This is a genomic window from Streptomyces sp. NBC_00654 (assembly GCF_026341775.1).
GTDB lineage: Bacteria > Actinomycetota > Actinomycetes > Streptomycetales > Streptomycetaceae > Streptomyces.
In genome coordinates this window covers 2,635,679-2,656,463 of sequence record NZ_JAPEOB010000001.1, presented here as the reverse complement: position 1 = coordinate 2,656,463, position 20,785 = coordinate 2,635,679, and the positions used below count along the sequence as shown (strand labels likewise).

General features: G+C 72.2%; 18 protein-coding genes. 7 read left to right on the top strand and 11 right to left on the bottom strand.

Annotated elements, in window-relative coordinates; all coding sequences use genetic code 11:
- Window positions 1-69: 69 nt before the first annotated feature.
- The 4 genes from gmd (at window position 70) to OHA98_RS11410 (ending at window position 5,273) form a co-directional block, all read left to right on the top strand.
- Window positions 70-1,083 (top strand): GDP-mannose 4,6-dehydratase, encoded by a 1,014-nt coding sequence (gene gmd / locus OHA98_RS11425; protein WP_266924853.1) that lies wholly within the window; start codon window positions 70-72, stop codon window positions 1,081-1,083.
- Between the two features lie 358 nt (window positions 1,084-1,441).
- Window positions 1,442-3,694, top strand: a complete 2,253-nt coding sequence (locus OHA98_RS11420; protein ID WP_266924851.1) for a LamG domain-containing protein — start codon at window positions 1,442-1,444, stop codon at window positions 3,692-3,694.
- A complete protein-coding gene (locus OHA98_RS11415; RefSeq protein WP_266924850.1) occupies window positions 3,694-4,449 on the top strand; it encodes a hypothetical protein in 756 nt (251 codons plus the stop codon). Before OHA98_RS11420 ends, OHA98_RS11415 begins: the two co-directional genes overlap by 1 nt.
- Window positions 4,446-5,273, top strand: coding sequence for a glycosyltransferase family 2 protein (locus tag OHA98_RS11410; protein WP_266924848.1), 828 nt, complete (start codon window positions 4,446-4,448; stop codon window positions 5,271-5,273). Before OHA98_RS11415 ends, OHA98_RS11410 begins: the two co-directional genes overlap by 4 nt.
- Window positions 5,274-5,402: 129 nt before the next feature.
- On the opposite strand, the gene OHA98_RS11405 is transcribed toward OHA98_RS11410, so the two are convergent.
- Window positions 5,403-6,566 carry a glycosyltransferase gene (locus OHA98_RS11405; RefSeq protein ID WP_266924846.1) on the bottom strand — a complete coding sequence of 388 codons (1,164 nt, stop codon included), beginning with the start codon at window positions 6,564-6,566 and terminating at the stop codon, window positions 5,403-5,405.
- A 201-nt stretch (window positions 6,567-6,767) separates the two neighbouring features.
- On the opposite strand from OHA98_RS11405, the gene OHA98_RS11400 reads away from it, so the two are divergent.
- Window positions 6,768-8,234: a hypothetical protein gene (locus tag OHA98_RS11400; RefSeq protein WP_266927861.1), complete on the top strand. Its 1,467-nt coding sequence runs from the start codon at window positions 6,768-6,770 to the stop codon at window positions 8,232-8,234.
- Here the strand turns inward: OHA98_RS11400 and OHA98_RS11395 are convergent.
- The 3 genes from OHA98_RS11395 to OHA98_RS11385 are packed head-to-tail and all read right to left on the bottom strand — an operon-like array spanning window position 8,203 to window position 12,433.
- Complete coding sequence (locus tag OHA98_RS11395) at window positions 8,203-9,447, bottom strand: hypothetical protein (protein ID WP_266924844.1); 1,245 nt, start codon at window positions 9,445-9,447, stop codon at window positions 8,203-8,205. The two genes, OHA98_RS11400 and OHA98_RS11395, sit on opposite strands and share 32 nt — an antisense overlap.
- A 20-nt stretch (window positions 9,448-9,467) precedes the next feature.
- Entirely contained in the window at window positions 9,468-11,174 is a 1,707-nt protein-coding gene (locus OHA98_RS11390) for a lipopolysaccharide biosynthesis protein (protein ID WP_266924842.1), read from the bottom strand.
- Window positions 11,171-12,433, bottom strand: a complete 1,263-nt coding sequence (locus OHA98_RS11385) for a glycosyltransferase (protein ID WP_266924841.1) — start codon at window positions 12,431-12,433, stop codon at window positions 11,171-11,173. The genes OHA98_RS11390 and OHA98_RS11385 overlap by 4 nt, the downstream gene beginning before the upstream one ends.
- Before the next feature lie 166 nt (window positions 12,434-12,599).
- Here OHA98_RS11385 and OHA98_RS11380 point away from each other — a divergent pair, with 166 nt between their 5' ends.
- Window positions 12,600-13,049, top strand: a complete 450-nt coding sequence (locus tag OHA98_RS11380) for an adenylyltransferase/cytidyltransferase family protein (protein ID WP_266924839.1) — start codon at window positions 12,600-12,602, stop codon at window positions 13,047-13,049.
- Here OHA98_RS11380 and OHA98_RS11375 read toward each other — a convergent pair.
- Window positions 13,018-13,746, bottom strand: coding sequence for a CDP-alcohol phosphatidyltransferase family protein (locus tag OHA98_RS11375; protein WP_266924837.1), 729 nt, complete (start codon window positions 13,744-13,746; stop codon window positions 13,018-13,020). The two genes, OHA98_RS11380 and OHA98_RS11375, sit on opposite strands and share 32 nt — an antisense overlap.
- 189 nt (window positions 13,747-13,935) lie before the next feature.
- Between OHA98_RS11375 and OHA98_RS11370 the strand changes: the two genes are divergently transcribed.
- Window positions 13,936-14,304, top strand: a complete 369-nt coding sequence (locus tag OHA98_RS11370; RefSeq protein ID WP_266924835.1) for a nuclear transport factor 2 family protein — start codon at window positions 13,936-13,938, stop codon at window positions 14,302-14,304.
- 12 nt (window positions 14,305-14,316) lie between these two features.
- Here the strand turns inward: OHA98_RS11370 and mnhG are convergent, their stop codons facing one another.
- The 6 genes from mnhG to OHA98_RS11340 are packed head-to-tail and all read right to left on the bottom strand — an operon-like array spanning window position 14,317 to window position 20,781.
- Complete coding sequence (gene mnhG, locus OHA98_RS11365; protein WP_266924834.1) at window positions 14,317-14,670, bottom strand: monovalent cation/H(+) antiporter subunit G; 354 nt, start codon at window positions 14,668-14,670, stop codon at window positions 14,317-14,319.
- The gene (locus OHA98_RS11360; protein ID WP_266924832.1) at window positions 14,667-15,002 is read right to left on the bottom strand and encodes a monovalent cation/H+ antiporter complex subunit F; all 336 of its coding nucleotides are present in this window, start codon (window positions 15,000-15,002) and stop codon (window positions 14,667-14,669) included. Before OHA98_RS11360 ends, mnhG begins: the two co-directional genes overlap by 4 nt.
- Window position 15,003: 1 nt before the next feature.
- Complete coding sequence (locus OHA98_RS11355) at window positions 15,004-15,630, bottom strand: Na+/H+ antiporter subunit E (RefSeq protein ID WP_266924831.1); 627 nt, start codon at window positions 15,628-15,630, stop codon at window positions 15,004-15,006.
- Window positions 15,627-17,279 (bottom strand): Na+/H+ antiporter subunit D, encoded by a 1,653-nt coding sequence (locus OHA98_RS11350; protein ID WP_266924829.1) that lies wholly within the window; start codon window positions 17,277-17,279, stop codon window positions 15,627-15,629. The genes OHA98_RS11355 and OHA98_RS11350 overlap by 4 nt, the downstream gene beginning before the upstream one ends.
- Window positions 17,276-17,881: a Na(+)/H(+) antiporter subunit C gene (locus tag OHA98_RS11345; RefSeq protein ID WP_266924827.1), complete on the bottom strand. Its 606-nt coding sequence runs from the start codon at window positions 17,879-17,881 to the stop codon at window positions 17,276-17,278. Before OHA98_RS11345 ends, OHA98_RS11350 begins: the two co-directional genes overlap by 4 nt.
- A complete protein-coding gene (locus OHA98_RS11340) occupies window positions 17,878-20,781 on the bottom strand; it encodes a Na+/H+ antiporter subunit A (protein ID WP_266924825.1) in 2,904 nt (967 codons plus the stop codon). Before OHA98_RS11340 ends, OHA98_RS11345 begins: the two co-directional genes overlap by 4 nt.
- Window positions 20,782-20,785: the final 4 nt, after the last annotated feature.

Genomic DNA, 20,785 nt, shown 5'->3' with positions numbered 1-20,785 from the left:
CCGCAGAACGATCCAATTCCGGAATATCGGTGACCACTCGCCCCTCGGGCGAACACAGAAGGGGGACTCGTGGCGAAGACCGCGCTCATCACCGGCGTCACGGGCCAGGACGGTTCGTATCTGGCCGAGTTGCTGCTTGGCAAGGGGTACACGGTCCATGGGCTGATACGCCGCTCGTCGAGCTTCAACACCGAGCGGATAGACCACATCTACCAGGGGCCCGAGGAAGCGGACCGTTCCTTCGTGCTGCACCACGCCGATCTGGCGGACGGCGTCGCGCTGGTGAATCTGCTGCGTGACATCCGGCCGGAGGAGGTCTACAACCTGGGCGCCCAGTCGCATGTCCGGGTCTCGTTCGACGCCCCGCTGTACACCGGCGATGTCACCGGGCTCGGCGCCATGAGGCTGCTGGAGGCGGTCCGGGCCAGCGGGATCGAGACCCGGGTCTACCAGGCCTCGTCCTCCGAGATGTTCGGCGCCAGCCCGCCGCCGCAGAACGAGGGCACCCCGTTCCACCCGCGCAGCCCGTACAGCGTCGCGAAGGTGTACGCGTACTGGGCGACGGTCAACTACCGTGAGGCGTATGGAATGTTCGCGGTCAACGGCATTCTGTTCAACCACGAGTCACCGCGCCGCGGCGAGACCTTCGTGACCCGGAAGATCACCCGGGGGGTGGCACGGATCAAGGCCGGACTCCAGGACCGTCTGCACCTGGGCAATCTCGATGCCGTACGGGACTGGGGGTACGCCCCCGAGTATGTGGACGCCATGTGGCGGATGCTCCAGTGCGAGCGGCCGGACGACTACGTGGTCGCGACCGGCGAGGGGGTCAGCGTCCGCCAGTTCCTGGAGTTCGCCTTCGAGCACGCGGGGCTCGACTGGCGGGAGCACGTGCGCCACGACCCGAAGTACGAGCGTCCCAGCGAGGTCGACGCGCTGATCGGCGACGCCTCCAAGGCGCGCGAACTGCTCGGCTGGAAGCCCGCCGTCAGGTCGCGGGAACTGGCCCGGATCATGGTGGACGCGGACATCCGCCTGCTGGCGGACCAGCTCACCGGAGCGGCCGTGCGGGTGGACCGGTGAGAGGCCCGGTCCCCCGGGGTGCCCGCGTCGCCCTCCGCATCCCGTCCGGCGTACTCCCGCGTTCGCCGCCGAGGGCCCCCGCGCGGTGCCGTTCAGCGGTACCCGGGCACGGCCGGTGCTCCCCCACAGCACCCGGCTCGGCGCTCCCCGCGTCCGTCCCGGGGACCATCATCGGCGACGCGACACCGCGTTCCACCGGTCGCTCGGTGGACCCGGACGTGTCCGCACCGGGCGGGGCCCTGGGCTCCGCCTCTTCGACCGCCCTCACCGGCAGCGGGACGGCCAGTCTCCGCGTCCGGTCCGGCGGAACAGCAAACGCGGCCCACCGGCCGCAGATCGTTCTCACCTTCGGAGCCGAATGATGAACGGAAGTACGGGGCAAAGCCCTGGGGGACGCGGCCGTGTGCGGGCCGCCGCCGCCGCGCTCTGCCTGCTGGCCGGAGCCCTGACCGCGACCGCGGCGGGCACATCCCCCTCGGCCGCGCTGACCCCGCCGGTGTCCCTCACGGCGGACGACCTCACCACCTGGCAGACCAACGGCATCGTCTGGTCGATGGCCGCGCGGGACGGCGTCGTGTACGCGGGCGGCACCTTCTCGACCGTACGCCCGCCGGACGCCGCGCCCGGCACCGCCGAGCAGCCGGCGGTCAACTTCGCCGCGTTCGACGCGGCGACCGGGGCGCCGACCGGCTGCGCCCTGTCCTTCACCCAGTCCTCGGGGACCGCGACCGTACGGGCACTGACGCTCTCCCCGGACGGCGAAACCCTCTACGCGGGCGGCCAGTTCGGGTCGGTGAACGGGGTCGGGGTCAGCAATGTCGTGGCGATCGACACCGCGACCTGCACCCCGCGCGACGACTTCAAGATCTCCGTCTCGGCGACGGTGCGGGCGCTCGCCGTCACCGCGGACACCGTCTATCTGGGCGGGGACTTCAACAGCGTGGGCGGAAAGACCCGCAACAAGTTCGCCGCCGTCACCACGGGCGCGGACCTGCTGCCGTTCACCGCGAACGCGGACGAGGTGGCACGGGCCGTCGAGGTGACCCCGGACGGGCGGCACGTCCTGCTCGGCGGGGACTTCTTCACCGTCAACGGCACCAGCTCGCACGCCCTGGCCGTGGTCGACGCCACCACCGGCGCACTCACCAAGAGCTATCCCGGATTCATCCCGAACACTTCCACGGTGCAGGACCTGACCACGGACGCCACCGGCTTCTACACCGCCAACGAAGGCACCGGCGGCGGGGTCTTCGACGGCCGGATCGCGCTCGACCTGGACGACTTCCAGCAGCGGTGGCGCGACACCTGCCTCGGAGCGACGCAGGCCGTGCTGGTCCACAAGGGCGTGCTGTACAGCGGCAGCCACGCCCACGACTGCTACAGCATGGGCGAGTTCCCGGACCAGGAGCGCAAGCACCTGCTGGCCCAGTCGGTCGACGACCCGAAGCTGCTGCCGTGGTTCCCGGACACCAACGACGGGATCGGGGAGCCCGTGGGCCCCCGGACGATGTCCCAGACGGACAGCGGCGGACGCCACTACCTGTGGGTCGGCGGGGAGTTCACCACGGTCAACGGTTCGGCCCAGCAGGGCCTGACCCGGTTCGCCGACGGTCCCGACACCGGGGCGCCGTGGGTGCCCAACGTCAGCCTCTCCACGGTCACCCCGGGCAGGATCACCGTCAACTGGCAGACCAGCTTCGACACCGACGACGGGGAGCTGACGTACCGGATCTACAAGGACGGGGCGAGCACCCCCGTACACACCACGACCGGGTACTCGCTGTTCTGGGACCGGCCGCAGCTGACCTGGGCGGACACCGATGTGGCGGTGGGCGAGACCCACTCGTACCGGATCACCGCGAGCGACGGCACCAACACCAGCGCCAAGTCCGCGGCGCAGTCCGCCACCGTGGCGGCCGCCACGGAACGCTACCCGGCACGGGTGCTGGCCGACGGGGCCTCGCTGTACTGGCGCTACGACGAGGGCGCGGCGACCTTCGCCGCCGACACCGGAAGCAAGCTGAGCAACGGCTTCCTGCGCAACGGCCCCGCCTACCGGCAGACGCCGGCCGCCATCGCCGGCGGCTCCACCGCGATCGGGTTCAACGGGCTCGACGAGTACGTGTACGGCAACACCCGGTACGCGCAGCCCACGCGCTTCTCCACGGAGACCTGGATCAAGACCACCACCACCCGGGGCGGCAGGATCATCGGGTTCGGGAACAAGATCATGCAGAACAGCACCACATTCGACAAGCACGTCTACATGCGCGACGACGGACGGCTGGTCTTCGGCGTCCGCAGCGGAGGCATCCGCACCGTCACCACGACCGGGGCGTACAACGACGGCAAGTGGCACCACGTCGTCGCCACCCAGGGCACCGGCGGGATGGCACTGTACGTCGACGGACAACTGCGCGCGTCGAACTTCCTGTACACGGCCAATGAGAACTACCCCGGCTACTGGCGGGCCGGCGGTGACAGTCTCTCCGGCTGGCCCAGCCGTCCGACCAGCAACTACTTCGCCGGGCAGATCGACGAGACGGCCGTCTACCCCACCGCGCTGAGCGCCTCCCAGGTCAGCGCGCACTACGCCCTGAGGAACGGCTGATGCGGCATCCGTTCCTGGCCGGTGCCGCCGTCGTCGTCATGACGGCGGCGCTGGCCGCCTGCGGCTCGTCCGCCGACGGGAACGGCCCGGAGGCCGCGGGGGCCCGGAGCCCCGCGGCCTCCGGGCCCGCCGTCGCCGGGCCGTCCGCCGCCGGTACGTCCACCGGTCCGGCGGGCGGACCCGCCGCCGGGCCCACGAGCGAGCCGCCCAAGGTGCCCGCCGACCGGATCACCCCGGCCACCGGCTCCTTCACGAAGAAGCAGAAGGAGTACCTGGTGGACCGGGTCCCGGTGGGCATGGACCCGGCCGCCGTGCTGCAGACCGGGCAGGAGACCTGCGACAAGCTCGGCTATCTGGTCAAGGCCGACCGGGACACCGCCGTCGCGGCGATCGTGACCGGCGAGATCCCCGGCGCGAAGCCCGCGGTGTCCCATTTGTGCACCCAACACCGGGAGTTGGCGGACGAGGCGGCCCTCGGCTACCCGGACGGCACACACACCGCCAAGGGCCTGCGGCCGGGCCGCTACCGTGCCGTCTCCCCCACCCCCGACTGCTCCTGGCAGATCACCGACGCGGGCGGCAAGGTCCTGGGCTCGGGCACCTCGGGCTCCAGCGCCTCGGGCTCCAAGGCCTCCGGCTCGGGCATGTCCGGCGCCGAATCCGCCGAGCGGGTGCGGATCACCGTCCCGGAGGCGGCCCGCGCCTTCACCTCCACAGGCTGCTACGCCTGGCTCCCCGAAGGAAAGACCGGATGACCAGACTGCCGATCGCCGTGGCGATCCCCACGAAGAACGAGGGACTGAACATCGCCGAGGCGGTGAAGTCGGTGCTCGGCCACTTCGAGGCGGTCGTCGTGGTGGACTCCCACAGCACCGACGACACGGCGCGGATCGCCGAGGAGTGCGGGGCCGAGGTGATCGACTACACCTGGGAGGGCGGGCATCCGCGGAAGAAACAGTGGTGCCTGGACCATGTCCGCACCGATCTGGACTGGATTCTCCTGCTGGACGGGGACGAACGGCTCAGCCCCGGGCTGCTCGCCGAGCTGCGGGAGATCTTCGCCGACCCGACGGCTCCGAAGCCTGCGGCCTATGACATTCCCCTGGGCTACTGGTTCTCGGGGAAGCGGCTGAGGCACGGCTACACCATCCGCAAGCGGTCCCTCACCGACCGCACCCGCTGCCACTACCCGGAGGTCGGCGACCTCGACGCCCCCGGGATCGGGGAGGTCGAGGGTCACTACCAGCCGGTCGCCGGGTCGGCGAGCTCGCTCCGCAACCCCATCGAGCACCAGGACCTCGACCCGGTCACCGCCTGGTTCGAGCGGCACAACCGCTACTCGGACTGGGAGGCGTGGCTGGAGCACCACCCCGAGGTGAAGGAGCAGGTGCGCAGGGTCAAGTCCCGGCAGGGGCAGCTGTTCCACAAGGCGCCGTTCAAACCGCTGGTGTCGTTCGCGTACATGTACGTCTACCGGCGGGGGTTCCTGGACGGGCGGGCGGGCTTCGACTTCGCGCTGGCGATGAGCTTCTACCGCTGGCAGATCGCGCTCAAGTCCCGTGAGGGCAGGAAGGGCTGAGCGTCCACCGCCGCACCGGACGGTGAGGAACGGACCGGAACGGGGAACGGACCGGGGGCGGGAACGGAACGGGGACGGGAACGGGGCGGAAACCGGCCGGGGACAGGAACCGGACCGGGACCGTTCCCGTCAGCCGGTCTTCCGGCGGACCACGTCCTCGTAGGTCCGCCGGAGGGTGCCGGTCACGGCCCCGATGGTGAAGTGTTCGCCGACCAGCTCCCAAGCCGCCCTGCCCGCGCGCTCATTGGCCTCGGGCTCCAGCAGTTCGAGGACCGCACCGGCGACCTTCGCCGCGTTGGCCCCGTCCTCGCCCGGCCGGCTGTCGATCACCCGGCCCGCCCCGGCCCGCGCCACCTCCGGGCCGAGACCGCAGGTGCGGGTGATGACGACGGGCGTGCCCACGGACATCGCTTCGAGCACGGAGACACCGAGCGGCTCCTCGATCGAGGGCAGCACATACACATCGGCCCGCCGGCCCGCCGCGAGGACCTCTTCGTGACCGAGCGGCCCCACCTGGTCGAGGGAGTCCATCACCCCCAGCCTGCGGGCGAGTTCGAGTGTTCCGCGCAGTGCGCCGGTGTCGGGTCCCGCCAGGACGAAGCGCGCGTCCGGGTGCACGGCCAGGACGGCGGGCATCGCGGCGACGAAGTCCTCCGGCCGCTTCCGCTCCTGGATCCGGGCGAGGAAGAGAACCGTCGGCGGCCGGTCCCGGTCCCGGGCGGGCTTGCGCTCCTGCGGCCGTACGCCGTTGACCAGCCGCACGGTGCGGGTCAGCGGGACGGGCGCGGCGACGGCGTTCACATCGACGCGCTCCGTCTCGGTCAGACACAGGACGGCATCGGCGCCGCGCAGCACCCGCCGCACGCCCAGCAGGTCCGTGAGCCGGGCGACCCTGTTCTCGGTGGGGTCGACCATTCCGTGCGTCTGGACGACCAGCGGCGTACGGGTGGCCAGCGCGAGCAGTGCGGCGGGCAGGGTCACCAGGTCGCGCATCAGATGGACGTGTACGAGGTCGGCGCCGCGCATCATGCGCCGTGCGGCCAGCAGCAGGGGTCCGGAGGTGATGCCGCTGACCTCGAACCTGGGGAGCAGGTGCCGGGCCTGGAAGAGATGGGCGGGAACCCCCTCGACCTCGCCGGGCAGCGCACCGGGTCCGAAGCCGTCGCCCAGGGCCATGATCCGGGCGTCGTCGCCGCCCGCGCGCTGGAGCTTGGACAGGTTGAGCGCCACCCGGGTCGGGCCGCCGAACGCATGGTCCGGGGTGTGCAATGTGACAACGTGCAGAACCTTCACCACGGTTCCCCTCAACCTCGGCCGACATTCCACAGACTAGTCATCACATCCCCTCAAGTGGGGTGATTCGTTAGAGTGTTCACAGGTCCACGAAACGGGGGGCGCATGACGTCCGTGCGGGATCCGGCACCGTCCGCGCCCCTGGCCGCACCCGCGGACGGGGGCGGTGGGAGCGGGTCCGGCAGGGCTCCGGCCAGGCCCATGTCGTGGGCGATGCTGTCGCGGGCGCTCGCCGTGCCGCTGATCCTGGGGCTGGTGTGTTTCCTGCCCGCGCTGATCGCCGCGCAGCCCGGGGCGGGGGTCCGGGACAACGGGTACTGGCTCCAGCTGGTGCTGACCTGTTATGCGGGGGCCCGGCTCGCCACCATGATCCTGTCCACCCGGCGGCGGCTGCTCCAGGGCGTCTTCTGGATGTTCGTGTACATCGCGATGGGGGTGGCGCCGTTCGCGCAGGCGGTGATCGGGCAGACGCCGACGCCGCTGGTCGGGCCCCGCTCGGACCTGGTGACGGCCGTCGCGATGATCCTGGTGGGCTGTGCCGCGTTCGACCTGGGGGCGCTCCTGGCGTCCCGGCGGCCCCTGAGGCACCGTCCGGGCCCGCGCGTCGCGCCCGGCACGGGAGGCGCCGGAGGCACGGGAGGCGCTCGCGGGTCCGCCGTCGCGCACCCGGTCCGGCTCCGGCTGCTGGTGCTGCTGGCCTTCGCGGCGAGCGGGTACTACGTGCTGAAGCTCGGCGGGCCCGCCGTCTTCTTCTCCAGCCGTCAGGAGATCAGCGCGTCCGTGGCGGCCAGCGGCGTCGCGTCCACGGAGTCCAATGTGGGCTCGGCGTTCCTGAAGGGCTTCGGCACCGTACCGGCGCTCCTGGCGCTGCTCTTCTGCACCCGGCGGCTGGTGACCTCGCGTGCCGCCCGCCGCGCCCCGTCCACGGTGCTGGTGTGGGTCGCCCTCGCCCTGCTCAACCTGATCGTGAACAACCCGGTCTCCAACGCCCGTTACTGGTTCCTGACGGTCCTGGTCTCCTTCCTTTTCACCGCGTTCCCGAGCAGTGCCGCGATGTACCGTTCGGTGCTCACGACGGGCGTCGTCGGGGCGCTGGTGCTGTTCCCGTACGCGGACCGCTTCCGGTACGACGACGAGGGGTACCGGCCCGTGCAGTCGGCGTCCGTCTTCGAACCGCTGGCCACCAAGGACTACGACCAGACGGTGATGTTCGCCAACACCATCTCCTGGGTCGACACCCGCGGTCACACCTACGGCAGACAACTGGCGGGCTCCGGGCTCTTCTTCGTGCCCCGGGCGGTGTGGAGCGGCAAACCGGAGGACACCGGGGTCAGGGTCGGACAGTGGATGGGGATGAACATGACCAACCTGTCCGCGCCGCTGTGGACCGAGTTCTGGGTGGACTTCGGTCCGGCCGGAATGACCGGCGGTCTCGCGCTCATCGGCTACGCCGCCGCCCGCACCGACCGCCGCTACGCGCTGGCGGTCTCCCGGGACGGACCGGGGCCCGGCAGCGTCCTGGCGATCGCCGCGCCGCTCATCGCCGGGTACACCTTCATCCTGCTGCGCGGGCCGCTGCTCCAGTCCGTGGGCAAGCTCGCCATCGCCGCGCTGTGTCTGCTGCTCGTGACCGGTTTCAGGGAGCGGGCCGTACGGCGTCGGCGCTGAGCCGCTCCCCCGGTGCCGGGGCGCGGCGGCGCAGCCGGTACACCCGGGTCCAGGTGGCGGCGGCCTTGCAGACCGAGCCCAGGCAGAGCCCCCAGGCGGCGCCGGGGACTCCGGCGAGCAGATAGCCGCAGGTCAGAAAGGCGACGGCGGCCAGCGAGAACACCACCTGGATCGCCAGGGTGGTCCGTGGGTCGAGCATCCGCAGGGCCAGCAGCCCGCAGGTGCCCACCGCCATCGCCGCGTACTGGCTGCCGGTCGCGGGCAGCAGCGCGGATGCCACCGGCCAGGTGTCGCCCAGCAGTCCGCGGCCCGCCCCGTCCGGGAGCAGCGCGAGCACGGTGGCCCAGGCGGCGGCGGTCGCGGCCAGCACGGCGGCGAGTGCGGCGGTGACCCGTATTCTGCGGCGCTCGTCGCCGATCCGGCCGAGCAGCGGCGGGCCGAAGCCGGTGGCCGAGGTGAAGAGCACGTTGAGCGGCCCGAACAGCGTGGTGGCCCCGCGCAGCGCGCCGACCAGCAGCGGGTTGCCGACCGCGCCGAGCCCGAGGACGGAGAGCTGTCCGGTCGCGTTGCCCACCCCGAACTCGACGACGAAGCGCCTGCCGAGGTGGCCCCGCCGCAGCAGCGGACGCAGCCGTACCGGGCTCCCGGCCGCTTCCCGGTGCAGCAGGGCGGCGGAGAGCAGCAGGGCGGGCAGCGCGGACAGGCCCCAGACGGTGATCAGCCGCGCGGCCCCGGCGCCGTACGGCTGGGCGGACAGCGCGGCCAGTACGCAGGCCAGCCGGAGCAGATCGGCCGTCAGCGCGAGGTGGGGCCGCTGGAGGGTGGAGAACGCGTAGCGCGCGGCGTCCTGGCCGAGGACCACTGGCAGGACGATCCCCAGCATCATGAGGGCACGGGCGGTGTCGCCGGGCAGCAGGAGGCAGACGGCGGCGAGGAGCGCGCCGAGCGCCGCCGAGGCGAGCAGGGTGAGGGCGACGGCGGAGCGGCAGGCGCTCCGGGTCTCCGCGCCGCGGCCGCGGCTCAGCACCAGGGGCTGTCCGGTGTACGCGCCGGAGATCCCGAGGAGCACGGTGAACACGAGGTACACGGCCGAGAAGCGGGCGAAGTCGGCCACGGTGGAGAGCCGGGCGGCCGCTACCAGCACCAGGATGTTGGTGAGGGCCGCCACGCCCTGGTCCGCGACCGAGCAGACGATCGCGGTCCGGGTCCTCACGGGCTCCCGTGAGGGTGTTCTCATGGGCGCCCGGCGGGAAGGTCGTAGGGGCGCAGGCCGAGCGTCTCGCTGGGGTCACCGGTGCTCACCGGCCCGGTGTGGGCGCCCGGTCCGGAGCCGTTGCGGCGCCGGGCGGACTTCTGGCGCCCGGCGCGCGGCCGGCGCAGGGCCCGGCCGCGGCCCGGGTGGAGCAGGACGCCGAGCACGGATCCGCCGGACGCGCCGATGATCTCCCGGATGCGTTCCAGGTCGCTGCGGTGCACCTCACGCGGGTCGCAGACCACCATGACGCCCTCCACCCGGTCCACCAGGGCGACCGCGTCGGCGTACGCCAGGACGGGCGGGGCGAGGACGATGACCACGGCTCCGGGCCGGTCGGCCTCGGCGACGATGCGTCCGACGGACTCCGAGGTCAGGGCGCGCGGCACATTGTCCACCGTGGCCCCGGCGACCAGGGCGAAGGCTCCGGAGCCGGGGACGTCCACGTTGGAGCGGGTACCCGCGGGCCAGCCGCCCGGGGCGTGCGGGGTGTTCCGGGGGGAGGCCGCCGGGTCCCCGGCCCAGCGCGGCCGTACGCCGTAGGCGGCCTGGCCCAGGTCCCGGGCCAGTGACGGGGTACGGAGGTCGGCCTCGACGAGGAGTACGTCACGCCCCATCTCGGCGAAGGCGGCGGCCAGGTTGGCGGCCGCCGCGGCCGCCGCGGCGTTGTCGCCGCGCGGGGCGGTGACCAGCAGCCGGCGGCTCCGGGCGAAGGACGGGTCGTAGGCGAGCCGGAAGGCGACGGCGCGGTACTCCTCGGCGAGCCGGCTGCCGCCGCGCCCGATCGCGAGCAGGGAGCCCGGGGCCGTGCGCTCGCGGGGCAGGGTGCCCAGCAGCGGGGCGCCCAGACAGCGGACGACCTCGCGGGTGGAGCGGACGGCCGGGTCGAAGACGAGGCGCACCCACGACATCAGCAGGCCGAGCGCGAGACCGACGACGCCGCCGAGTCCGAGCAGCAGCGGCAGCCCGGCCCCGGTGGGCTCGGTCGGGGGGACGGGCTTCTTGTTGAGATAGCCGGGTGTGGTGTCCAGTGCCTCCAACTCGGAGATTTTCCTGCTGAGTTCGGAGATGGAGACGATGATGTTGGCGCGGGCGCTGCTCACGTCGTCGGCCTCGCCCGCCCCGATCTCCTCCTCCAGCAGATCGCGCTTGTCCTCCAGCGGTTCGAGCTGGGCCCGGTAGCCGGTGGCCATGTTCGCGATGCTCTCCTCGGTGCGCGCCTTGCGGTGTTCCAGGTAGGCGTTGGCGAGGGCCTCGGCGCGGGTGCTGGACTGGGCGGGGCTGCGGCCGGTGTAGGAGAAGCGCAGGGTGAGGGTGTTGGGCGGGTTGGTGACCTGGAGGCCGGAGAGCAGTTCGCCGGCGGGCACATGGTCGCCCCACTGGGCCAGGGCGTTGGCGGCCAGGGCGCCGACGGTGTCGCTGACGGCGGTCTGCCGTTCGGAGCCGATGTTGATGCCCTTGTCGGCCGAGGCGCCGGTGGCGAAGGGGTCGGCGGTGGCGGAGCGGACCTGGACCTCGCCGGTCGCGGTGTAGGTGTCCTCGCCGCCCAGGGCGAGGTACGCGCCGCCGAGCAGCCCGACGACGATGCCGGCGCCGAGCAGCCGCCGGTAACGCAGGAGCTGGCGGAACTGGTCCCGCAGCAGCGCCGGTTCGTCCTGTTCGTCCAGGGGGCGGATCTGATGCGTCATCGGCGTGGGCTCCCTTGTGCGGTGCCGAGGACCTCGGCCAGCAGTGCGTCGAAGCGGGCCAGCCCCGCCTGCCTGCTCAGATGCTGTGCGACGTAGCGAGGTCCGTGCGCGCCGAGCGCGGCGGCCGCGACGGGGTCCTGGGCCAGTTTCCGTACGGCGTCGAGCAGGGCGGCCGGGTCCTCCGGGGCGACCAGCGCGCCGGCGCCCGAGCGGCGCACCTCGTCGGCCGTGCCGCCCTCGTCGGCGACGGAGGCGACGACGGGCCGCCCGGAGACGAAGTAGGAGGTCAGTTTGGAGGGGACGCTCATGTCGAGCACCGAGGCGCGCTGGGTCACCGCGAGGACATCGGCGGCGGCGAGGATGTCGGTGAACTCCCCGGCCCCGGCGGGCGGCAGGAAGTCGAGGTTGGCCAGTCCCGCGGCACGGGCGCGCAGCGCGTCGCGCTGGTTCCCGTCGCCCATCAGCACGACACGGATGTCCGGCGCCCGGCGGGCGGCGTCGACCAGGACTTCGAGCCCCTGCTTGAGGCCCATGTTCCCGGAGTGCAGCAGGACCGGGGTGCCCTCGGTCCAGCCGAGGCGGGCGCGGGTGGCCGCCCGGTCGGCGGTGGGCCCCTGCACATGGGTCCAGTTGGGGACCAGCCGGATGCGTGCGGGGTCGACACCGAGGGCTCTGACGCCCGGGACGAAACTCTCGTGGATGACGCCGACGAGGGCGGCGTGGCGCAGCGCGTACCGCTCGGCGGCGGCGGCCACCGCCGCCGCTCGGCCGCCGCCCCGGATGCCGCTCTGCGCGGCGGCCGCGCCCATCAGGTCCTGGACGACGGGCAGGTAGGGGACACGGTGGCGGCGGGCGATCCGGGCGCCGATGACCCCGCCCGCGAGGCTCGGCATCTGGGCGATCACGGCGTCCGGGCGTCCGGGCGGCGGCGCGAGGAGCCCGTGCCCGAGGATCGTCGCCTCGAACGCGGCTCTGCGCAGGGCCGTCTGACGGGACGGCACATAGTGTCTCCGGCGGTGCACACCGACGGCCACACGGGTCTCGGTCGCCCGCCACACTCCCCGGTAGGGCGCGTCGACCCGCCAGGACGGGTAGTGCGGCATGCCGGTGAGCACCTGGGTCAGCGCGCCGGAGGCGGCCCAGTGCTCGGCGAGCTGGGTGGCGTACGGGCCGATGCCCGTGAGCTCCGGTGCGTAGTTGGTCGAGACCACCAGAAGTCGGCGGCCCTCGAACGGCCTGTGCTGGTCGACAGCGGACATCACACGATCGCCTTCCCCCCGGAACCGCAGCCCCACTCCTCCGGGGAACAGCCCCCCAAGGAACAGCCCCCCTTGAGCTTATCCGTTCACGGCTTGCACAAGTGTTCTTCACAGTAGGGTCGTTGGCACATCACCACACATCGCGTTCACCGTGGGGAGAGAACGGATGGCGCAGCACAGAGTCGGTTACGCACCGGGGGTGTACGACCTGTTCCACGTCGGGCACCTGAACATCCTGCGGCACGCCCGCAGCCAGTGCGACTACCTGGTCGCGGGGGTCGTCTCGGACGAGATGGCCGCCCTGGCCAAGGGCCACAAGCCGGTGATCCCGCTGCCCGAGCGGCTGGAGATCGTCCGCAGCGTCCGCTACGTGGACGCCGCGTTCGTCGAGACGGTGCCGGACAAGGTCGAGACCTGGCAGCAGGTCCGGTTCGACGTGATCTTCAAGGGCGACGACTGGCGGGGCACGGGAAAGGGGAAGCGGCTGGAGCGGGACTTCGCCGAAGTGGGCGTGGAGGTCGTCTACTTCCCGTACACCGTGCACACCTCCAGCACCCAGTTGCGCCGGGCGCTGGATGTCCTGGTCAGTCAACCCGGAACGCTTTCAGCTCCCTGAACCACTTGGCGAGGAACGCCACCAGGAACACCGCGTGCACGGCCGCGAGCACGGCGTACCCGGCCCGGAAGGCCCCGGGTGCGCCGAGCAGCGGGAACACCAGGCAGAACACCCCGTAGTCCGCGGGCAGGAGCGCCACGGCCCGCAGCCGGGACGCCGGCGCCGGGGCGGAACCGGCCGGGACGGCGCGGGCGGCGGCCCGGCCGAGCTGTTCGCGCAGCAGTCCGGCGCAGAAGGTGAGCACCGAGACGAACAGGAAGCCCAGCGGCAGCAACAGCCAGATGTCGCCGGGCAGTTCGGTGAAGCGGTAGAAGGAGATCAGTACGGCGGTGTGGACGAGGATCATCTTCGCGCAGTCCACGACATGGTCCAGCCACTCGCCGTCGGGGCCGCCCCGGCCGGTGAGCCGGGCGAGCTGGCCGTCGGCCGAGTCGAAGGCGAAGCCGGTCACCAGCCCCGCGCAGACGGCGAGGCCCAGCCCCCACGAGGGCGGGACCAGGGCGAGCGAGGAGATCGCCGCGAAGGTGAACAGGGCGCTGACGAGAGTGACCTGGTTGGGCGTCAGGCCCGCCCGGAAGGCCCCGGCCGCCAGCACCCGCCCCGCCGGACGGTTCACGTATCGCGAGTAGAGCGAGACGCCCTTGGACGTCTTCTGCGCGCCGCGCAATTCGCGCAGCACTGTACCTGTGCTTCCCATACGCCCCCCAGCGTCCGGCATTGCCCGCATCATGGCACGCGGAATGTGTCCCTGTGGGGCGGAGCGGCGATCTCCCTTACCCGGGAGGTAATCGACCCCGGCCCGGCCCCCGCGTCAGGGTGTGTCCACCGCCCCGGAGCACCGGAGCGGTGGACGAGGGCCCCCGCGGCCCCGGCGAGAGGACGCACCGTGACCGCATACGAGGACGCCGTTCAGCGCTACTTCACCGCCTGGAACACCACCTCGCCCGAGGAGCTGGAGAAGGCGGTGGCCGCGGCCTTCACCGAGGACGCCACCTACACCGACCCGCTGGCCGATGTGCGGGGTCATGACGGGCTGGTGGCCGCGATCAGCGGTGCGCACCGGCAGTTCCCCGGCTTCGGCTTCCGTCCGACCGGTACCCCGGACGCCCACCACGACCTGGTGCGCTTCACCTGGGACCTGGTCTCCGGGGCGGACGGTTCGGCGCCCGCCGCCGGGTTCGACGTGATCAGGCTGGCCGGGGACGGGCGGATCAGCTCGGTCAGCGGCTTCCTGGACCGGCTGCCGGGGGCCTGACCGGTCTTCCGGTCACTTCTCCTCGGTCAGCTGTTCGTCGAGTTCGTCGAAGAGCAGTTCGGCGTGGTCGACCTGCCCGGTCCGGTACGCGGACCGGGCCACCAGATGCGCGGCGACCGGGCCGGTCAGCATCTGGAAGAAGCCGATGAGGCCGAGGGTGGCGAGGTCCATGCCGCTGCGCAGCCGCAGCGCCACCCCGGCCAGCACGAGCAGTATCCCGAGGGTCTGCGGCTTGGTCGCGGCATGGCTGCGGGACAGGACGTCCGGCAGCCGCAGCATGCCGATCACTCCGAGCAGACAGATCAGCGCCCCGACGAGGAGCACGGCGGCACCGGCCGTGTCGGCGATCCGGAACCAGACGTTCACCGCGATCCCTCCTGGCTTCCGGTGCCGGGCGGTGGTACCCGGCGGGACAGCGGCCGGTCGCGTACGGCGATGAAGCGGGCGATGCCCACCGACCCGGTGAAACCGAGGAACGCCAGCACCAGCATGATCGGGAAGTAGAACGAGTCCCGGGCGAAGGCGGACTTGGCGCCGAGGCCCGCGATGATCAGGGCGGCACACACGTCCAGCGCGATGGCCCGGTCCAGCATGGAGGGGCCTCGCCAGATCCGGATCAGCAGCAGTGCTCCGGCGAGGACGACCATCACGACGGCGGCGATCAGCAGGATCCGGTCGACGTTCTCGGGTGCGCTCATGTCAGGTCCCTCCCGCTGTCCGGGTGCGGTGCGGCGGGGGCGGTCCGGCCACCCTGACGATCTCGTCGGGGGTGCCGAAGGCCCGTACCGTCAGTTCCTCCAGCCGCCACACCGAACGCCGGGCGGCTTCGAGCTCCTCCGGCCGGTCCGCGTCCAGGACGTGCAGGAACACCGTGGAGGTGGCCCTGCGCACCTCGACGATCGAGCCGCCCGGCACATTGGAGACGGCCACGGCGGTCGCGGCGAGCATCAGGTCGCTGCGGCAGCGCAGCGGTACGCCGATGACGGCCGCCCGGTGGGGGCGCCCGGCGAAGATCTGCCGGGTGACCTTCACTCCCGAGGTGTACATGTCGTAGAGGAGATAGGCGACGAGCCGCAGGATGCCCCAGAGGTGCAGCCGCAGCCCCAGATCGACGCGGGGCAGTGGGAAGGCCAGGCAGACGGCGACCGCGACGACCACACCGGTCACCACGTTGGCCCAGGTGAGCGTGGACCAGAGCAGGACCCAGATCACGGTGAGCCAGGCGATCAGCGGCAGGTCGAGCACCCGTCTGCGCCGGTCGCCGAACTGGCAGCTGAAGGGCGGCAGATCGGCGTTGCGGAACGACAGGGTGAGGAATCGTCTCACCGGCCGAGCACCTCCTCGATGTACGGGGTCCGCCTCAGGAGTTCGGCGGCCGTGCGGTCGGTGTACGAGGTCAGGGGGGCCGCGAGCACGGTGAAGGCCAGCCCGAGCACGACGGTGGCGGCGGTGGCCGCGGTCATGGTGCGGGGCAGCCGGGTCGTGGTGGTGACGGCCCGTCCGTGCAGGGTGGCGGCGACGACCCGGCCGGCCGGGTGGGGCCGGGGGGCGATGCTCTCGTCGCCGGTGCCGGGGATGTTGTCGGGGCCCTCGTCGGTGTCGTTGTCGTTGTCGTCGTCGGACTCCAGGACGGTGCCGTCGGCGGCCTGGCCGGGGGGCGCGGCCCGCCAGAACGCCAGGTTCCAGACCTTGGCCATCACGTACAGCGTGAGCAGGCTGGTCACGGCCGACCCGATGACCAGGATCCAGGGCCAGACGCCGCCGTCGGCGACACCCGCCCGCATGAGTCCGAGCTTCCCGATGAACCCCGACAGCGGGGGGATGCCGGCGAGGTTCATCGCGGGGACGAAGAAGAGGAGCGCCAGCACCGGCGCGGCGCGGGCCAGACCGCCGAGCCGGGTGAGTTCCGTGGTGCCGCCGCGGCGTTCGATGAGTCCGGCGACGAGGAACAGCGTCGTCTGGACGGTGATGTGGTGGGCGACGTAGACGATGGCACCGCCGTACGCCTGCCGGGTGGCGAGCCCGATGCCGAAGACCATGTAGCCGATATGGCTGATCAGGGTGAAGGAGAGCAGCCGCTTCAGGTCGGTCTGGGCTACCGCGCCGAGGATGCCGATGACCATCGAGGCGAGCGCGGCGGCCATCAGGAGATCGCCGAGCCGGTTGCCGGGGAACAGCAGCGTCTCCGTACGCAGCATGCAGTAGACGCCGACCTTGGTGAGCAGTCCCGCGAAGACGGCGGTGACGGGGGCCGGGGCCGTGGGATAGGAGTCGGGGAGCCAGGCGGCGAGCGGGAACACGGCGGCCTTGATCGCGAAGACGGTCAGCAGCATCGCCTGGATCAGGGTCTGCACGCCGAGCGGGAGTTCGCCCAGGCGCTGGGCGAGCTGGGCGAAGTTCGCGGTGCCGGTCGCCGCGTACGTCATGGCGATGGCGGTGAGGAACAGCATCGAGGAGAACAGCGAGATGATCACGTAGGTGGATCCGGCCCGGATGCGGGGGCCGGTGCCGCCGAGTGTCAGCAGGACGAAGCTGGCCACCAGCATGATCTCGAAGCCGACGTACAGGTTGACGAGGTCTCCGGCCAGGAAGGTGCAGGAGACCCCGGCGACCAGGATGAGATACGCGGGGTGGAACACGGCCACCGGTGTCTCCTCGTCCCGGTCGGCCATGCCCTGGCCCAGGGAGTAGACGAGCACGCAGAGCGTGACGGCCGAGGAGACGGTCAGCATCAGCCCGGTGAGCCTGTCGGCGACCAGGGTGATGCCCAGCGGCGGTGCGAAGTCGCCGAGGTGGACGGAGAGCGGTCCGCCGGTGTCGGCGGCGATCATCAGGACGACCGAGAGCGCCGTGACGGCGGAGAGCACGGCGACGCTGATGAAGCGCTGGAAACGTTTGAGCCTGGTGCCGAAGGCGAGGCTGAGGCCGGTGGCGCAGAGCGGCAGCAGCACCGGCAGCGGGACGAGCGCGTTCATCCGGTCACTCCTCGGTCGTCGCGCACGCCGGGGTTCTCCTCGCGCGCGTAGTCCTCCGGGTCCGCGCCCAGGACGTCGTGCCACAGATCGCCCGACGCGTCGCGGCCGCGGGCCTGGAGGGCGCGGTCGGCGCGCAGCCGGGCGCGCAGGCGGCGGCGTTCCTCCAGGTAGCGGTCACGTTCCTCGCGGGTGGGTTCGGCCCCGGAGCGGTATTCCTCCCGCAGTTGGGCCCGCTCCCCCATCACCTCGGCGCGCAGCACGATGCGCCGGTCCTCCAGGTCGTCGTGCACCTCGTCGCTGCCGGTGAGCTGGTGGCCCCGGTAGGCCATGGCGAGGAGGAACGCGGTGGTGGCCAGGGTGATGACGATGGCGGTGAGCGCGATGGCCTGCGGCAGTGGGTCGGTGACCTGGCGCAGCGGTACGCCGTAGAGCAGCGGAGCCGCACCGGCCGAGCCGGTCGCGGACAGGACGAGCAGGTTGATGCCGTTGCCCGCGATGACGGCGCCGAGCAGGATGCGGGTCAGCGGCCGGGTGAGCATGAGGATGCCGCCGACCGCGCAGAGCACCACGGCGGTGGCGAGGAGCGAGGCGCTGACGGTCATCGGGGGCCGCCTCCCGCTTCGGGGCCGCCGGCCGGGGCGAGGACACCCGCCGCCCGTTCGATCTGCCGGTCGATCTTGGCACCGAGGGCCCGCACGATGTCCAGCACGACGCCGAGGACCAGCAGATAGACCCCGAAGTCGAAGAGCACGGCCGTCCCGAGGTGGTAGTCGCCGAACACCGGCAGATGGCCCCTGTACGTCCAGGCGTGCAGCACGGTGCCGTCGACGAGGCCGACCAACGCGACCCCGGTGGACACGAAGAGTCCGAGCCCGGTGAAGAGTCCGGGCTGCAGGGGTGCCGCCTGGGCCAGTTCGAAGCGGCCGCCGGCCAGATAGCGGGTGATGAGGGCGAGCCCGGCGACGAGTCCGGCGACGAATCCGCCGCCCGGCATGTTCTCGGCGCAGAACAGCAGGTACACGGAGAGCACCAGGATCGGGTGGAACAGCAGCCGGGCCACCACCTCGAAGACGACGGAGCGGTGCTCGGGGGCGAGCGTCTCGCCGGCCGCCAGCCAGCTTCGCTCGGGGGCCGTCTCCAGTCCCCGCGACAGTCCGCTCAGCGAGCTCGCCGAGAGCGACCAGGCGGTCCGGCCGCGCAACTCCTCCGGGCCCATGGGGCCTTCGCTGCGGCGGTGCAGATAGATCAGGCTCGTCACGCCGATGGCCGCGGCGGCGAGTACCGCGGACTCCCCCAGCGTGTCCCAGGACCGCAGATCGACGAGGATCGTGGCGACGACGTCCTTGAGCCCGTGGTGGGCGACCTCCTCGACCATCGCCGCACCGGCCGGTGCGGCGATGCGCGCGGCGGCGGCGACCCACACCGCCACGCCGATGGTGGCCGCGGCGCCCAGGGCCACCGGGACGCGGGCGGCGCGCCGCCAGCTGCTCACGGACTCCTGGAAGTGCACCGGCATCCGGCGCAGCACCAGCACGAACACGATCATCGACACGGTCTCGACGCAGAACTGAGTGAGCGCCAGGTCCGGGGCGCCCTGGACGACGAAGAGCAGCGCCGCCCCGTATCCGGTCAGGCCCGCCAGCACGACGGCCTTCATCCGGCGGCTCACGGTCAGACAGCAGAGGGCCGCGGCGCAGGTCTGTACGGCGACGGCGCCCTGGAGCGGGGTGTCCCAGAGCCGGGGTGCCTCGGCCCCGTTCCAGGGGCGGTCGGTGATGAGCACCGCGAGCTGCCCGGCGAGCATCACCAGGAGCGTGGTGGCGAGGTAGACGGAGAGCGAACCCCGCTGGACGAAGCCGGTGACCTGGAGGGCCAGGCGTTCCAGCCCCAGCAGCAGATGGCCGAAGACGCTGTCGGCCTTGGGCCAGGCGATACGGCGGGAGAGGCGGGTGACGGGGGCGCGCCCGGCGAAGAGCAGGGCACCGCCCGCCCAGGCCAGCGCCGACAGGAGCAGGGCCGTGCCCGCACCGTGCCAGAGGGAGAGGTGGTACGGGTGCGCGGGGGCGGGGAACACGTCGGCGTACGCGCTGAACAGCCGGTCGGTCCAGCCGACACCGGGACCCAGGACCAGCCCGCAGACGGCGAGCAGGGCGGGCGGGGCGAGGAAGGCCCAGCCGACGCGGTGGACGGGGGTGTCCGTGAGGCCGGGCTTCCGGGCGAAGGCGCCCCAGACGAACCGCACGGTGTACGCGGTGGTCACCGCCGAGCCCGCGACGACGGCGGCGAGCGCCCACCGGTCGGCGGTGTCCCCGTGCAGCAGCGCCTCGAAGGCGGCCTCCTTGGCGGCGAACCCGAGCAGCGGCGGCAGGGCGGCCATGGACGCCGCGGCGAGCACGGCGACGACGGCGACATGCGGCAGCGCCCGGCCGACCCCGGAGAGTTGGCGCAGGTCGCGGGTGCCGGCCGCGTGGTCGACGATGCCGGTGACGAGGAACAGCGGGGCCTTGAAGAGCGCGTGGGCGAAGATCATGACGGCGGCGGCGAGCGCGGCGTCCCGGTCGCCCACCCCGGCGAGCAGGGTGAGGAAGCCGAGCTGGCTGACGGTTCCGTAGGCGAGGACGAGCTTCAGGTCGTTCAGGCGCAGCGCGCGCCAGCCGCCGAGCAGCATGGTCGCGGCGCCGAGCACCAGGACGACCGGGCGCCAGACGGGGATGTCGGCGAAGGCGGGGGCGAGCCGTGCCACCAGGTAGACACCGGCCTTGACCATCGCCGCGGCGTGCAGATAGGCGCTGACGGGGGTCGGTGCGGCCATGGCGTTCGGCAGCCACATGGAGAACGGCCAGAGCGCGGACTTCGACAGCGCCCCGACCAGGACCAGGACGACGGCCACCGACACGGCGAGGGTCGCCGCGGGCGGGTCGCCGACGATGGCGGAGATGCGGTAGGTGCCCGCGGCCTGACCGAGGATCAGGAAGCCGACGAACATCGCGAGCCCGCCGAACGTGGTCACGGTCAGTGCCTGGAGGGCGGAGCGGCGGTTCTGTTTGCGTTCGCTGCCGTGGCCGATCAGCAGGTAGGAGAAGACCGTGGTCAGTTCCCAGAACACATAGAGCGAGATCAGGTCGTCGGCGAGGACGAGGGCGAGCATCGCGCCCGCGAAGGCGAGCAGATTTCCGGCGAACCTGGCCAGTTGCGGGGTGTCGTCGGCGAAGTAGGAGGCGCAGTAGAGCAGTACGAGGGTGCCGACCCCGGCGGCGAGCACCACCATCAGCTCGGCCAGGGCGTCCAGGCGCAGGGCGACGGAGACGTCGTACTGCGGGATCCACTGCCAGGACGAGGTGACCGCCCGCCCGGAGGCCGCCGTGTCCCACTGGGTGGCCGCCCAGACGGTGGCGGCGGCGGGGGGCAGGGCGAGGACCACGAAGGCCCGGCTGCCGAACCGGTGCACCAGAGGGCCCGCGCAGGCCGCCAGCAGGAAATGACAGACGATGAGCGCGGTCACGGTG